Consider the following 12,879-nt stretch of genomic DNA (forward strand, 5'->3'; position numbering starts at 1 on the left):
GCCGTACGCTTCGTGTGGTAGAGTCGTACGGGTCAGTCGAAAATGTCTTCCAGAACGTCGAAAGCTTCCTCGAAGAACCGTTTCGCCAATGTCTTGCGCTTCTTCTTTTTCTTCCGGTTGGAAAAGACCGCTTCCCGTTCCCAGGCTGGCAGCGGCGTCACGGAACCTTTCCTCTGTTTGGCCTTGGGCCGGTGCGTGTTCACCCGCGCGCTCGACACCGGTGTCTGCACCATGTCGGCGCGCAGCATCTTCATGTCATGCAGCGGCGCACCGCAGGCCGAACAGCTCAGTTCGTGGCGGGTTTCCCCTTTTAAAACAAGGGCTGCGCGGGTTCCGCAGTAGCAGCAGGTCGCGATCTTGGTTCCGTGGGGCATGGCCTCTCCTTCGGACCGAATATTGGCACGCGACCCGCCAACCGCAAGCCTAGCTCCGTGCGGCGTAAAGCGCCACCGCCGCCGCGTTCGACACGTTGAGAGACCCGAACGCCTGCGCAAACGGGATTTTCACCAGCGCGTCGCAGGTTTCCTTGGTCTTGGGGCGCAGCCCCGGCCCCTCGGCCCCCAGCACCAGCGCAATCGGCCTGTCGCGCACCGGCGCCACGGCGTCGTCGATGCTCTGCTCGGCCTCGCCATCCAGTCCGAAAATCACGTAACCCATTGACCGTAAACGCTCCATCGCGTCGGCAAGGTTGCGCTCTCGCAAATAGGGCTGACGCTCCAGCGCGCCCGAGGCGGTTTTCGCCAAGGCGCCTGTCTCCGGCGCGGAATGGTGCAGCGTGCCGACAACGGCAGACGCGCCGAACACTTCTGCCGACCGCAGAATCGCCCCGACGTTGTGAGGGTCGGTCACCCGGTCGAGCATGACGATACGCGGTGGGCCGGCAGGCCCGCCAAGCGCCACATCCTCCAGACGTCCCCAGTTCAGCGGCTTGACTTCCAGCGCAGCCCCCTGGTGCACGGATTGCGGCTCGATGGGGGCATCGAACCGACGCGGATCGCTCATTTCCGGTTCGATTCCAGCCACTTCGATGGCATCGGCCAGCTTGTCCATGGCATTGCGCGTCACCACCAGACGAAGCCGGTCGCGGTTCGGATTGACCAGCGCATCCCGCACCGCGTGCAACCCGAAGAGCCACACTGTCTCGGCCGCCGCAGCCTTCCTGGACTGTTCCTTGGCCACCACCCATTTCGGTTTCTTGACCATCACAGCCCCCTTGATTGCCTTGCAGAAAACGCTCCCGCTTGATGGGATTTTCCTGTTGACGCCGCAAGGGGGCAATTGTAATCACCCGCTCACGCCACGGGCAGGGTCCTTGGCAAAAGTGGGCGACAGGCCGCAAGGTGTGGCAGGGGACTGTAACTCCCTCGCGGAGACGCACGCCTGGTTCGATTCCAGGGTCGCCCACCACTTACTCCAAGTCGATTGCGCAAGATCACAGTGAACGCAGTGCATCAGCTCTGCTGTGCAAACAATTGACTTTCATGGGATTCGCACGGCTAATCGTCACATGACACAGATCGAAAGCCTTCGCACCCAAGCCCGGCTCCTGTTCGACGCAGCCGTCACCGCCGCCGATCCGGCGCGGGCGGTGCGGCACGGGTTTGCACACACCCCGCTGCCGCCGCAGAATTCCGGCGGGCGCACATTCCTGATCGCCATCGGCAAAGCCGCGCCTTCGATGCTGGGCGAAGCGATGGCCGCCATACCGGATGCCCATGCGGCCCTGGCCGTGACCCATCACGAGAACGACGCGACACTGAAGGGTGCAGAGCTTTTGCGCGCCGGACATCCCGTCCCCGACGAGGCCGGCGCACGGGCCGCCCAGCGCGTGATGGAACTTTTGGCCGAAGCCACCGAGAACGACCGTGTCGTTGCACTGATCTCCGGTGGCGGCTCCGCGCTCCTCCCCGCCCCGCCGCCGGGTATCAGCCTCGCGGACAAGGCGCGGCTGAACGACCTGCTGCTCTCGGCCGGGCTCGACATCGTGCAGATGAACCTTGTGCGCCAGCAGGTCAGCCTGCTCAAGGGCGGTGGGTTCGTTCGGCTGGCCGCACCTGCGCCAGTCTTTGCCTACCTGCTGTCCGACGTCATCGGCGACGATCTGCGCGCCATTGCGTCCGGCCCGACGGTCAGCCCGATTGGCACGGCGACCGACGCCATCACCACGCTCAGGACAGCCGGGATTTGGGACATGACCCCGGAGTCGATCCGCAACCATCTGGAAACGCAGAAGGATCAGACGTTTGACCCTTTGCCGGACGCGACAAACACACTGGTCGGATCGAACCGCCTGTCCCTCGAAGCGATGGCGGAAGAAGCGCAACGCATCGGTCTGACGCCCCGCATCGTCAGCGATGCCCTGATCGGGGACGTGAACGACGCCGCAGATCAGGTGCTCGCGGAACTGATTGCGCGGCCCGAACCCACCGCGCTGCTGTTCGGCGGCGAAACCACGGTGAAACTCGCCGGCACGGGGCGCGGCGGACGCAATCAGGAACTGGCCCTGCGCGTCGCCCTGCGCGCGCCCGAACTGAACGCGCGTTGGGTGTTTCTGTCCGGTGGCACCGACGGTCGCGATGGCCCCACCGATGCCGCGGGCGGCGTGGTGGACGCGGGCACCCTGCCCCGGATCGCGGCGGCAGGCCAGGACGTCACCGCCCTGCTGGCCAACAATGACAGCTACGCCGCCCTGGCCGCCGGTGGCGATCTGCTGATGACGCGCGCCACGGGCACCAATGTTGCCGATGTTCAGACCTTGATCATCTCACCCTGACGCCAATCGAACCGCTGCAACGACACGCCAGCCTCGGCCAGAGCGGCGCGCACCGTGCGGGCAATTTGCACCGCCGTCGCGCCATCGCCGTGCAGGCAGATCGTGTCCACCGGCGCCGGGATATGTGCGCCGCTCTCGGTGAGGATCGCGCCCGCCTTGACCATCTCGACCATGCGGCGTCCCGCCAGCTCCGCGTCATGGATGACAGCGCCGGGCAGGCTTCGATCCACAAGCGTCGCGTCGTCATTATAGGCCCGGTCCGCGAAAATCTCGCCCGCCCAGCGACAGCCCAACGCTTCGACCGCCGCCTGCTGCCGTGTCGCGGCCAGAACCATGATGATGATGTCAGGATCAACCGACAGCGCGCCTTCGTAACAGGCGGTCGCCATCGCCAGATCCTCGGATGCCATGTTCGCCAACGCGCCATGCAGCTTCAGATGCCGCACCGTGCCGCCCACGGACCGCGCCATCGCCTGTGCCGCACCCAATTGATATCGCACGAGATTTCGCAAGCTGTCATGGCTCAGATGCATGCGTCTGCGGCCAAAGCCCTGAAGGTCGGGAAACCCCGGATGCGCACCGATTCCCACATCGTTGGCCACAGCCAGCGCCATCGTCTGCGCCATCACGTCCCAGTCGCCGGCATGCAGGCCGCAGGCGACATTGGCCGAGGTGATGACCTCCAGCAACGCCGCATCCGACCCCATCGGCCACGGACCAAAGCTTTCGCCCATATCGGCATTCAGATCGACATGCATTGTCTACTCCTCGGAAAAAGGCGCGTCGCCCGCTGTGACGCCGCTGATCAGTTGATAGCTCAGAAGCTCACGCATTTGCGATGGGTCCCGCACCAGCGGTCTGCACAGCTTGGAAAGCTGCGCCAGATGGTCCTGCATCCGCCGCTGCGCCTGAACCGCCTCGTCCCGCGACACGAACCGAAACCGCATTGTACCGCCCGCAGGGGTCTGCACCGCGCGTGGCAAATCGGCGGGAATCACCGTCCCGAGACGGGGATACCCGCCGGTCGTCTGGCTTTCCACCAACAGCAGATAGGGCGTGCCATCGCCGGTGATCTGGATGTCGCCGGGCAGGATCGATTCCGACAGGATGTTCAGCCCCTCGCTCGTCGAAAAGCCGGCCCCCTCGGATTCAAGCCGCATCCCCATGCGATTGGCCCGCGCATCGCGGCGGAAAATGGTCTGCGTGAACCGGTCCCGCGTCGGCGGGTCGAAAAAGCCGGTCTGAAAACTCTCGACCATGCGCAGCATACCACCCTCGAAGCGGGTGTCCTGGGGCAGGCACAGACCGACCTCGGTGCCCGTGTCCTCTGCAACGGGCAAGACATCCTGCGCCTGCACCGCAGAGCCGATGCCCGCGGCAAGGTGCACGGATCGCGCCCCAAGCCGCACCGGCGTCTGGAACCCGCCGCCCACATGCAGGTAGCCATAGCTGCCCGCCAAGGCGCCGCCGATTTCAATCCGCGCGCCCGCAGGCACGGCATGTGACGCGGACCAAGCCAGCGGCGCACCGTCCATCTGCGCCCGCATCGGCGCACCGTCCATCTGCGCCCGCATCGGCGCACCGGTCAGGGCAATGCGCAACGGGGCAGTCGTCTCGAAGACACCGCCCGAGCCCGGCAATTCCAATGCCGCGCAGTCGATGGATTGGCCCAGAAGCGCCGCCCCTTCGGCAAGGGCAAGCCTGTCCGCCGCGCCACCGCATGACACACCGAATGCGCGATACCCGGTACGGCCCCTGTCCTGCACGGTTGCGCCGGGCGCAATCCGGTGCACGTTCAGCGCGCGGGTCACCGGATCGCCTCGATCTCGGCACCGCCGTTCGGATCATCCGCGTGATGTTTCAGCACATCCGGCGTGGCGGGCACAAACTGCACCTCGTCCCCCGGGCGCAGGAAAAACGGCGTGTCGCTGTCGGGACGGAACAGCTTCAACGCTGTTTGCCCCACATGGCGCCATCCCGTCGGGCTTGAGACGGAAAACAGCACCAGCTGACGGATCGCCACCACCAGAGCTCCTTCCGGCACCGCCTTGGTCAGCGCGGTCTGGCGCGGAATATCCCAGACTTCGGGCAAGAGACCCAGATAAGGCTGACCGGGCGCAAAACCGATGGTCTGTACCCGGACACGCGACTCTGCCAATTGGGCGATCGCTTCCTCGGACGACAGCCCGGCCGCCTTGGCCGCCTCGTCCAGTTGTGGCGCAAGATCAGTGCCATAGACCGTCGGCACACGGATAAACCGCCGCCCCTCGGGCATCGCGGCGTCAAACCAGGTCCGGTCTCGCAACAACGCCTCCAGCCGTTCGACCAGAGCCTCGAACTCCAGATGCACCGGGTCGAACTGCACGAGGACAGACACCAGCGACGGCGCGCAATCCTCGACCCCGTCAATCCCGGCTTTTTCGACTTCGGTCGCAAAGGCCAGGGCCGCGCGGTTCGCCGGCTCCGTCAAGGCATCGCCGAAACTCACCAGCACGCCGTCCAGCCCCGCCGGGCGGATCAGGGGCTCAAAGGATTTGGAGATCGCGGCATCCATGAGCAAGCCGTATCACGACGACCTGTCGAGGCAAGATGCTAGTGGATCTTGTCCGACGCCGCAGCCGCCTGTTCGGCAGCCTCAATGGCCGCTTCGATGTCCTCGGGGTCTTCGGACGGCACGGCATATTGCCCGTTCAGCCACCGCGCCAGATCCAGGTCGGCGCAGCGCTTCGAACAGAACGGACGCGCTTCGGGGTTTGTGTCTTTGCCGCAGATGGGACAGCTCATGTCAGCACCTCGCTCAGGGAAAGTCGGTCGCGCTTGCGTTGTAACTCGACATGCCCCAGCGGAGTCCACCCCACGAACACGGTTTCCACGCTGTCGCGTTTCAGAGCCGCCCGCAGCGCACTTTCGATCTGGCGACGGTCCTTCTTGGCCGTTGGCGCCGGATCAATGACGATCTGCCCGCCAAGCCCGCGCAGCCGCAACTGGCGCGGCAGGTCTTTCACCGCTGCCAAGTTGGCCTTGAGACCGGCAGCCGGGCTGGTATCGCCACCCGTATTCACATCCACTGCAACCAAGGCCCGCGTCGGCTCGATCGCCATCGACGCCTGTTCGCCCAGCGTCACATCGCGGGCGCGCAGCCCGTCGAGCACATCCGACACGCCATGCCGCTCAAAGCTGCCATCGGCGCTGTCGATCTCGGCATCATCGGTCCATTCGCGCCACGCCAGCAGATGCGGCCCATCGCCTTCCATCAACGTTTCCGCGTCACCCGTGGCATCCGCCATCACCTTGGACGCCAGATCGGCCATCGCCGCGATGTCGTCGGCAATCTCGCCCGCATCGGCCCCTTCGCAGGACGACCGCAGGATCAGGCCGAAACCGCCCGCGTCCATGATGTCATGCGCGATTTCCAACAGGCTTTCGCGCGCATCGTCATCCTTGATTCGGCGCGACACGTTGATCCCCGGCGCGTCCGGCGTGACGATGGCGTAGCGGCTCTTGAACAGCACCTTGTGCGTGACCGGAATCGCCTTGCCGGGTTCGGCATAACCGGTGACCTGCACCAGCAGCGTCTGACCGGGGGACAGCCCCTTGACCTGCCGTACGAAAGCAGAGCCATCGGGCGTGCGCAGGAACATCCCGCCCTGCCCCTTCATCGGACGGTCGACAATGGCGCGGTAGATCGTGCCGGGAGCGGGTTGGTCGGTGTCGAAGAACAGATCCTCGACCTGCCCGTCCACCATCAGCGCCGCCGCCTCGCGGTCCCCGATATGGTCCAGCGCAATCAGACGCCCCTTCATGTCGACACCCCGTAAAGCGGATAGCCCGCCGCAACCAAGAGGTTGGCCGTTTCCGCCAGCGGCAGGCCCACAACCGCACTGAAGCTGCCGTTGATCCACGGCACAAAGGCACCGGCGGGGCCCTGGATGCCATAGCCACCCGCCTTGCCGCGCCAGTCTTGACTGGCCAGATAGGCGTTCACCTCGGCATCGCTCAGCGATTTCATTTTCACCTGCGTGACCACGTCGCGTTCCCAGATTTGGTCCCCCCGCCGCACGGCCACCGCCGTCACGACCCGGTGCCTGCGCCCGGACAGCGCATAAAGAAACTGCGCGGCTTCGGCCGCGTCTTCGGGCTTGCCCAGAATGCGCCGACCCAGAGCAACCGTGGTGTCGGCAGACAGCACGATCTCGTCGTCGCTTGCGGCAATCGCCAATGCCTTTTCGCGTGCAAGACGCACACAATAGGGACGCGGCAATTCACCGGGACGCGGGTCTTCGTTGATGTCGGGCGGGCGGATATCATCCGCCTCCACCCCGATCTGCGCCAAAAGCTCCCGCCTGCGCGGGCTTCCGGACCCCAGTACCAGGCGCATGAAGCGCGCTTACTTGAAGCGGTAGTTGATCCGACCCTTGGTCAGATCGTAGGGTGTCATTTCGACTTGCACCTTGTCGCCTGCAAGAACACGAATCCGGTTCTTGCGCATCTTGCCTGCCGTATGCGCGATGATCTCATGGCCGTTTTCCAGCTCGACCCGAAACGTCGCGTTAGGCAGGAGTTCCTTAACGACACCGGGAAATTCGAGCGTATCTTCCTTGGCCATGGTCTCTCCTGAGTTAACCCCCGACATAGTGCGGGGCGCGCTATTAAATGGGGCCAAACGGCCCGTTTATCAAGGCCTATTCAACCCAGTTTCCGCGTTGCGGCAATCACGTCACGTCCAGATTGCTCGTCCCAATGCCGCCGGTTCAGCACCACACCATCGGCCCGGACATGCGCAATCCGCTCCAGATCGACCTCTGCACAGGTCCAGCCCGGATGATTCAATATGCCTTCCGCGACCACACCCGTCGGCGGAAAACCGGTATCGGGCGGTCCGAAAATGCCGCCCGTGCCGGTGTTTTCATCCACCGCCTCGGACCAATCGCAGGACCCGACGGTTGAAGACATGATCGTAACACATTGATTCTCCAAGGCCCGTGCCATCGCGCCAATCCGCACGCGCGAATACCCCGCCCGCGCCTCGGTGCAGGACGGCACAAGGATCAGGTCGGCCTCGGACATCGCGCGACCCAGCAACGGAAATTCGCTGTCATAGCAGATCAGGATGCCGATTCTGCCCAAAGCCGTGTCGAACAGGTGCAGCGGTCCACCGCCGACCACTCCCCACTCCTCGCGTTCGAATCGCGTCATGATCTGCTTGTCCTGATGGCCCATGCTGCCATCCGGCGCAAAGAATCGGGCGCGATTCACCGGGCGGTCGTCGATATCGGCATCAAACACCGGTGCCGAGGCCGCAAGGATATGCACCCCGAACGCCTGCGCCAGCTTCGCATGCAACGCATCTGCCTCAGGGATCCGGTCTGACACCGCCCGCAGCGACGCCTCCAGATCAAGTGCCGCATCGCGCCCCGCGAGCGTCGCAAGCTCCATCGCGCCATATTCCGGAAACACCAGAAGATCGGCCCCGGCAGTGGCGCCCTCGCTCACCCAGCGCGTCAACTTGTCCTCGTAAGCCCGCCAGGTGTCAAGAAAATCCATCGGATAGGCGGCGGCTGCAACTTTCATCTTTCATCCCCTGTCAAATCCCGCGTCCAGACCTGGAGCGGCTTCCTGGTGGCTTGCGGCTGATCGATGTCTTTCCACGAAAACCACGCCACGGCCCCGTCCAAAGGCGCATAGCCCCGCTTGCGCCAGAACCCGTCCAAGGGTCGGTAGCCCGGTGGCCGCAACGGATGGTCGTCAGGTCGCACGACGCCACAAAAGGCCGAGACACGCGCCCCCGTCGCCCGTGCATGCGACTCGCGCAGATCAAAGAACCGATGCCCGATGCCCTGCCCGCGATATTCCGGCAACAGCACCGACTCGGCGCAATAGAATATCTCCTCCAGCGCCATCCCGGTTCCGTCGAACGCTGCGACGAAATCGTCGGCGTGGTCGCTCATCGGTGTGCCCGTCGCCGCCCCGACAAGCCGCGATCCATCGAAGGCCCCACAAGGATCGCCGCATTGGAGGCGCGATAGGTCTCGAGATACCCGCGCTCATAGTCCAGATCGCCATCATAGAGATACGGCCATTCGCGAAACACGCCGATGCGCAAGCCCGCCACGTCATCCAGGGCAGCGTCCAGCGCCGCGCCGGTCAGCACCTCGATCCGCATCACGAGACCTGCTGCACCCAGTCACTGAGGTTGTAATAGGTCACCACGCGACTGATCTTGCCCTCGGTCAGCGAAAAGAACGATCCCGCAGGCAGGCGGTATCCCTGCCCCCTGGCCTCCGGCAGCCCTGCATCGGTGGCAAGATAGGTTCCGTTCACCATGTATTCCGCTGCGCCGCGCCCACCGTCTTCGGCCACGAACACGACCAGTTCGGTCAATGTCTCGTCGTAACACTGCGCCATGTGCTGGCAAAACGCTTCGAACGCGTCGCGCCCGATACGGATATTGCCCTCGTTCACGTGATGCGCCACGTCGTCGGTCAGACACTCCAGCATGGCCGGGATATCCTTGGCATTGAACGCCTCGAAATACCGCGTGATCGTTGCATGGCTCATGGCTGCGCTCCCCATTTCCGTTTCAGATGATCCACCAACTGATCGCGTGTCTGCCGATAGACATTCAGCTTCTGTTCACGGGTCTCGCCAAGGCCCGTCGGGTCCATGATCGGCCAGTATTCCACCTTCAGATGGTAGAACCGCGTCAGATCCAGCGCCCGCCGCTGCGACGCGGGCGACAGCGCCACGATCAGGTCGAACCCCGACAACGCCTCGCCGTTTTCCTCCATCTCGTCGAAACTGCGCGACCGATGGCGGTTCAGCGCAACACCGATCTCTTCGCAGACCGCGATGGCGAACCCGTCGATCTCCAGATCGTTCATCACGCCCACGGATTGCACATAGGTCTCGAAGCCGTAAAGCTTCTTCATGATTCCTTCGGCCATCGGAGACCGGACGGCATTGTGGTCGCAGCAGAACAGAATCGACTGCGGCAACGACCCCAAGGCTCAGCCCCCGAAATGCAGGACGCAGACAAGGGTAAAGAGCCGCCGCGCGGTGTCATCATCCACCGTCACCTTGCCCTCGAGCCGTTCCTGCAAGATGCGCGCACCCTCGTTGTGGATGCCGCGCCGCGCCATGTCGATGGTCTCGATCTGGCTGGGCGGCAGGGTCTTGACCGCATCGAAATAGGATTTGCAGATCTGGAAGTAATCCTTCACCACCTGCCGGAACGGTGTCAGCGACAGGTGGAATTCCGCCGCCTTGTCATGGCTTTCGGTGGTCACGTCGAAGACCAGCCGCTTGTCCTTGATCGACAGGCCCACATGGTACGGCCCGGCAGGCACCGGCTTGTCGTCGCGGTCGGGAAGCGCGAACGTGTTGTGCTCCATCAGGTCGAACATCGCCACACGGCGCTCCTGTTCGATTTCCGGGGTGGGCGGGGGCAGATTGCCGTCGTCCAGCTTGATATGGGCAATGCGTGTCATGGGCAGTCTTCCTTGATCTGCGCCCCTCCCTAACGCGGGTTCAGATATCGCGCAATCTGACCTTTGGCCTAACCGCGCGTTTCGTCCTTGCCGGGCATCAGACCATAGCGCGCGGCCACGCGCCAGACATGATCGGGCACCATGTTCTTGATCCGCGCGGGATGCGCCCGCCGCAGATGCAAAATTGTCTCGATCGCCTTCATCTCGACCCGCGCACGGGCAAATTCCAACCCGCGTGGCCCGGTGCGCGGTTGCAGCCATGCCACGATGGGACGCACCCAGTCCGGCATCCGGCGCAGCGGCAACCCACCGGCGGCGCGTTCGGTGTTGGCCATGAAGCCTTTCACCGCGGCCGCGCGCTTGCCCTTGTCCGTCAGGCCGCGCCGCACCACCCTGTCACCAAGCCGGTCCAGCATCGCCGCCCCGCGCGCGTTGCGCACGATCAGCCACTGGTCGCCATCGCCGCCCATGTAGCCCACGGTGATATCCGCCAGGCGGTTGGTGTAATCGACACAGGTCTTGCAGGTCATCGGAAAGAAATCCGCCGGCAGATCGGACAGCGGCAGCTTGAGAAACGGCACAAAGCGCGGCTTGCGCCCATCGTCGAACCGCAATTCCACGCGGTAATCCGCCCGGAACTCCAGGTAGGACACGGTTTCGGGCCGGTCATCCAGCCGCGCCAGGAAGGCATGGAAATTCTCGGTCGTGGTGTTGTCCGAACAGGGCGTGCCGATCACCGTGATCTCGTCGAACCCCAGTTCCGCCTCCAGCGCCCGCAGCGCGTAGACCTGGCAGGGAATGCCCACCACCGCGATCCGCCGATGCCCCGCCGCGCGCGCCGGTTCCAGCAGCGCCAGAAGCGGCCCGTACCCCATCCGCATGCCCCGGCATTGCGCCATTTCCTCGGCCCGTGTGACGATCACCGGCAACGGCTTCCACCGGTCCTCGGGGTCAGGTGCCGTCGCGAGCACCGCGTCCACCGCACCGGCGCGCAACAATTCCGCCGCCAGCGCCGTGGTCAACCCGGTCCACTGCGCGCCCTCGGCCGCAGGCTCCAGCCGTGCACGGTACATGGCGTGTGTCACCCCGAAAAACGCCTCGTCCCCCGCCCCGGCCACACGCCCATGAACCGATCTCTCAAGGCTCTCGTAATCCGGCTGGATAAACTGACAGGCCCGCCCGCAGGCGCGGCCGTCGCCCATGCGCGACACGCCGCAATCGGTACACAGGCCCGGACGGGGCGCGCCGCCGATCTCCGGCACCGTCAGACCGATCCGTCCCCCATCCATCTCCGCCTCCATCTTGCGCATTGTGTCAGGTTTAGTTGACACACCGGCAAAAAACCAGTCCGGACTTCTTCTCTTTCCAAATATGCAAATCCACCATCCAACGCGCGCGCACCGCTCATCGACCGCGTCGCGCAGACACTTGCCCGAGGACGTCGCCGAAGGCGCAAGGACGAGACATAAAGCGCGCAATCCCATTGCGCTCGATCTGCCTGAAAACCGGTTCCGTCGTTCCGGAACGAGCCTGTCAGCGCACCTTCAGGGTCGCCAGGCCGATCAGCGCGAGGATGAGAGAGATGATCCAGAAGCGGATCACGATCTGCGGCTCGGCCCAACCCTTCTTCTCGTAATGGTGATGGATCGGCGCCATCAGGAAGACGCGCTTGCCGGTGCGCTTGAAATAAAGCACCTGGACGATCACCGACAGCGCCTCGACCACGAACAGACCGCCGACGATGGCCAGCACGATCTCGTGCTTTGTCGCCACCGCGATGGCGCCCAGCGCGCCACCCAGCGCCAGTGACCCGGTGTCGCCCATGAAGACAGCCGCGGGCGGCGCGTTGTACCACAAAAATCCAAGCCCGCCGCCGAAGATGCCCATGGTGAAGATCAGGATCTCGCCTGTCCCCGGCACGTAATGCACATCCAGATATTCGGTGAAATCGACCCGCCCCACCGCGTAGGCGATCACCCCCAGCGTGCCTGCGGCGATCATCACCGGCATGATCGCCAGCCCGTCAAGACCGTCGGTCAGGTTCACCGCGTTGGCCGCGCCGACGATCACGATCATCGCGAAGGGCACAAACAGATAGCCAAGGTTCAAGAGCGTGTCCTTGAACACCGGAAAGGCAAGCTGGTTGGTCAGTTCTTCGGGATGGAACTGCGCGGCCCAGTAGCTCGCGATGGCCGCGATCACGAAGCCCAGCAACAGGCGGACCTTGCCGGAGACACCGTCCGAATTCTGTTTCTTCACCTTGGCATAATCGTCGGCAAAACCGATCAGCGCGAAACTCATCGTGACGAAAAGCACCATCCAGACAAACGGATTGTCCAGCCGTGCCCAAAGCAGCGTCGAGGTCAGCAGCGCCCCGACGATCAGCAGACCGCCCATGGTCGGCGTGCCGGCCTTCGCGAAATGCCCGTCGGGCCCGTCATGGCGGATCGGCTGGCCCTTGCCCTGGCGCTTGCGCAGCACGTTGATCAGGGGCTTTCCGAAGAAGAAGCCGAACAGCAGCGCGGTCAGAAACGCCCCGCCTGCGCGAAAGGTGATATAGCGAAAGAGGTTGAAGAAATCTCCACCGTCCGACAGCGCGGTCAGCCAATACAACATGCT

The 12,879-nt window shown here is 64.2% G+C and carries 16 protein-coding genes, 1 tRNA gene and 1 pseudogene; 2 read left to right on the forward strand and 16 right to left on the reverse strand.

Features of this window, described 5'->3' with window-relative positions:
- Nucleotides 1–32: 32 nt before the first annotated feature.
- Together LCF60_RS11395 and rlmB are read right to left on the reverse strand one after the other, a co-directional pair.
- Entirely contained in the window at nucleotides 33–374 is a 342-nt protein-coding gene (locus LCF60_RS11395) for a hypothetical protein (RefSeq protein ID WP_292291884.1), read from the reverse strand.
- A gap of 49 nt (nucleotides 375–423) precedes the next feature.
- The gene (rlmB, locus tag LCF60_RS11400) at nucleotides 424–1,203 is read right to left on the reverse strand and encodes a 23S rRNA (guanosine(2251)-2'-O)-methyltransferase RlmB (RefSeq protein ID WP_292291885.1); all 780 of its coding nucleotides are present in this window, start codon (nucleotides 1,201–1,203) and stop codon (nucleotides 424–426) included.
- A gap of 120 nt (nucleotides 1,204–1,323) precedes the next feature.
- On the opposite strand from rlmB, the gene LCF60_RS11405 reads away from it, so the two are divergent.
- Both LCF60_RS11405 and LCF60_RS11410 read left to right on the forward strand, forming a co-directional pair.
- Nucleotides 1,324–1,407, forward strand: a tRNA-Tyr gene (locus LCF60_RS11405).
- 100 nt (nucleotides 1,408–1,507) lie between these two features.
- A complete protein-coding gene (locus LCF60_RS11410) occupies nucleotides 1,508–2,773 on the forward strand; it encodes a DUF4147 domain-containing protein (protein ID WP_292291886.1) in 1,266 nt (421 codons plus the stop codon).
- Here LCF60_RS11410 and LCF60_RS11415 read toward each other — a convergent pair.
- The 14 genes and pseudogenes from LCF60_RS11415 to mraY all read right to left on the reverse strand — a co-directional run bounded on the left by LCF60_RS11415 (nucleotide 2,749) and on the right by mraY (nucleotide 12,876).
- Nucleotides 2,749–3,531, reverse strand: coding sequence for a 5-oxoprolinase subunit PxpA (locus LCF60_RS11415; protein ID WP_292291887.1), 783 nt, complete (start codon nucleotides 3,529–3,531; stop codon nucleotides 2,749–2,751). The two genes, LCF60_RS11410 and LCF60_RS11415, sit on opposite strands and share 25 nt — an antisense overlap.
- Nucleotides 3,532–3,534: 3 nt before the next feature.
- Nucleotides 3,535–4,584 (reverse strand): urea amidolyase, encoded by a 1,050-nt coding sequence (locus LCF60_RS11420; RefSeq protein ID WP_292291888.1) that lies wholly within the window; start codon nucleotides 4,582–4,584, stop codon nucleotides 3,535–3,537.
- Nucleotides 4,581–5,327, reverse strand: a complete 747-nt coding sequence (locus tag LCF60_RS11425; protein ID WP_292291889.1) for an allophanate hydrolase subunit 1 — start codon at nucleotides 5,325–5,327, stop codon at nucleotides 4,581–4,583. Before LCF60_RS11425 ends, LCF60_RS11420 begins: the two co-directional genes overlap by 4 nt.
- Before the next feature lie 38 nt (nucleotides 5,328–5,365).
- Nucleotides 5,366–5,557 (reverse strand): DNA gyrase inhibitor YacG, encoded by a 192-nt coding sequence (yacG, locus tag LCF60_RS11430; RefSeq protein ID WP_292291890.1) that lies wholly within the window; start codon nucleotides 5,555–5,557, stop codon nucleotides 5,366–5,368.
- Nucleotides 5,554–6,576 carry a ribonuclease E/G gene (locus LCF60_RS11435; RefSeq protein WP_292291891.1) on the reverse strand — a complete coding sequence of 341 codons (1,023 nt, stop codon included), beginning with the start codon at nucleotides 6,574–6,576 and terminating at the stop codon, nucleotides 5,554–5,556. The genes yacG and LCF60_RS11435 overlap by 4 nt, the downstream gene beginning before the upstream one ends.
- Complete coding sequence (locus LCF60_RS11440) at nucleotides 6,573–7,151, reverse strand: Maf family protein (protein WP_292291893.1); 579 nt, start codon at nucleotides 7,149–7,151, stop codon at nucleotides 6,573–6,575. Before LCF60_RS11440 ends, LCF60_RS11435 begins: the two co-directional genes overlap by 4 nt.
- A 9-nt stretch (nucleotides 7,152–7,160) precedes the next feature.
- A complete protein-coding gene (infA, locus tag LCF60_RS11445) occupies nucleotides 7,161–7,379 on the reverse strand; it encodes a translation initiation factor IF-1 (protein ID WP_005978431.1) in 219 nt (72 codons plus the stop codon).
- 80 nt (nucleotides 7,380–7,459) lie between these two features.
- Entirely contained in the window at nucleotides 7,460–8,344 is an 885-nt protein-coding gene (locus LCF60_RS11450; RefSeq protein WP_292291895.1) for a carbon-nitrogen hydrolase family protein, read from the reverse strand.
- Nucleotides 8,341–8,936 (reverse strand): annotated as a pseudogene (locus LCF60_RS11455) (GNAT family N-acetyltransferase). The gene LCF60_RS11450 and the pseudogene LCF60_RS11455 overlap by 4 nt, the downstream one beginning before the upstream one ends.
- Complete coding sequence (locus LCF60_RS11460; RefSeq protein ID WP_292291897.1) at nucleotides 8,936–9,331, reverse strand: ketosteroid isomerase-related protein; 396 nt, start codon at nucleotides 9,329–9,331, stop codon at nucleotides 8,936–8,938. Before LCF60_RS11460 ends, LCF60_RS11455 begins: the two are co-directional and overlap by 1 nt.
- A complete protein-coding gene (locus LCF60_RS11465) occupies nucleotides 9,328–9,777 on the reverse strand; it encodes a low molecular weight phosphatase family protein (RefSeq protein ID WP_292291898.1) in 450 nt (149 codons plus the stop codon). Before LCF60_RS11465 ends, LCF60_RS11460 begins: the two co-directional genes overlap by 4 nt.
- A gap of 3 nt (nucleotides 9,778–9,780) precedes the next feature.
- Entirely contained in the window at nucleotides 9,781–10,260 is a 480-nt protein-coding gene (locus tag LCF60_RS11470; RefSeq protein WP_292291899.1) for a UPF0262 family protein, read from the reverse strand.
- A 68-nt stretch (nucleotides 10,261–10,328) separates the two neighbouring features.
- Nucleotides 10,329–11,549: a Coenzyme F420 hydrogenase/dehydrogenase, beta subunit C-terminal domain gene (locus tag LCF60_RS11475; RefSeq protein WP_292291931.1), complete on the reverse strand. Its 1,221-nt coding sequence runs from the start codon at nucleotides 11,547–11,549 to the stop codon at nucleotides 10,329–10,331.
- Nucleotides 11,550–11,793: 244 nt separating this feature from the next.
- Complete coding sequence (gene mraY / locus LCF60_RS11480) at nucleotides 11,794–12,876, reverse strand: phospho-N-acetylmuramoyl-pentapeptide-transferase (protein WP_292291900.1); 1,083 nt, start codon at nucleotides 12,874–12,876, stop codon at nucleotides 11,794–11,796.
- Nucleotides 12,877–12,879: the final 3 nt, after the last annotated feature.

The sequence above is a fragment of the Marivita sp. genome (assembly GCF_020055635.1).
GTDB lineage: Bacteria > Pseudomonadota > Alphaproteobacteria > Rhodobacterales > Rhodobacteraceae > Marivita.

Excerpts from the sequence above, each read along its gene's own strand:
- LCF60_RS11395 (WP_292291884.1), bottom strand. The coding sequence starts at position 374 with ATGCCCCACGGAACCAAGATCGCGACCTGCTGCTACTGCGGAACCCGC.
- rlmB (WP_292291885.1), bottom strand. The coding sequence starts at position 1,203 with ATGGTCAAGAAACCGAAATGGGTGGTGGCCAAGGAACAGTCCAGGAAG.
- LCF60_RS11410 (WP_292291886.1), top strand. The coding sequence starts at position 1,508 with ATGACACAGATCGAAAGCCTTCGCACCCAAGCCCGGCTCCTGTTCGAC.
- LCF60_RS11415 (WP_292291887.1), bottom strand. The coding sequence starts at position 3,531 with ATGCATGTCGATCTGAATGCCGATATGGGCGAAAGCTTTGGTCCGTGG.
- LCF60_RS11425 (WP_292291889.1), bottom strand. The coding sequence starts at position 5,327 with ATGGATGCCGCGATCTCCAAATCCTTTGAGCCCCTGATCCGCCCGGCG.
- yacG (WP_292291890.1), bottom strand. The coding sequence starts at position 5,557 with ATGAGCTGTCCCATCTGCGGCAAAGACACAAACCCCGAAGCGCGTCCG.
- LCF60_RS11435 (WP_292291891.1), bottom strand. The coding sequence starts at position 6,576 with ATGAAGGGGCGTCTGATTGCGCTGGACCATATCGGGGACCGCGAGGCG.
- LCF60_RS11440 (WP_292291893.1), bottom strand. The coding sequence starts at position 7,151 with ATGCGCCTGGTACTGGGGTCCGGAAGCCCGCGCAGGCGGGAGCTTTTG.
- infA (WP_005978431.1), bottom strand. The coding sequence starts at position 7,379 with ATGGCCAAGGAAGATACGCTCGAATTTCCCGGTGTCGTTAAGGAACTC.
- LCF60_RS11450 (WP_292291895.1), bottom strand. The coding sequence starts at position 8,344 with ATGAAAGTTGCAGCCGCCGCCTATCCGATGGATTTTCTTGACACCTGG.
- LCF60_RS11460 (WP_292291897.1), bottom strand. The coding sequence starts at position 9,331 with ATGAGCCATGCAACGATCACGCGGTATTTCGAGGCGTTCAATGCCAAG.
- LCF60_RS11470 (WP_292291899.1), bottom strand. The coding sequence starts at position 10,260 with ATGACACGCATTGCCCATATCAAGCTGGACGACGGCAATCTGCCCCCG.
- LCF60_RS11475 (WP_292291931.1), bottom strand. The coding sequence starts at position 11,549 with ATGGATGGGGGACGGATCGGTCTGACGGTGCCGGAGATCGGCGGCGCG.
- mraY (WP_292291900.1), bottom strand. The coding sequence starts at position 12,876 with ATGTTGTATTGGCTGACCGCGCTGTCGGACGGTGGAGATTTCTTCAAC.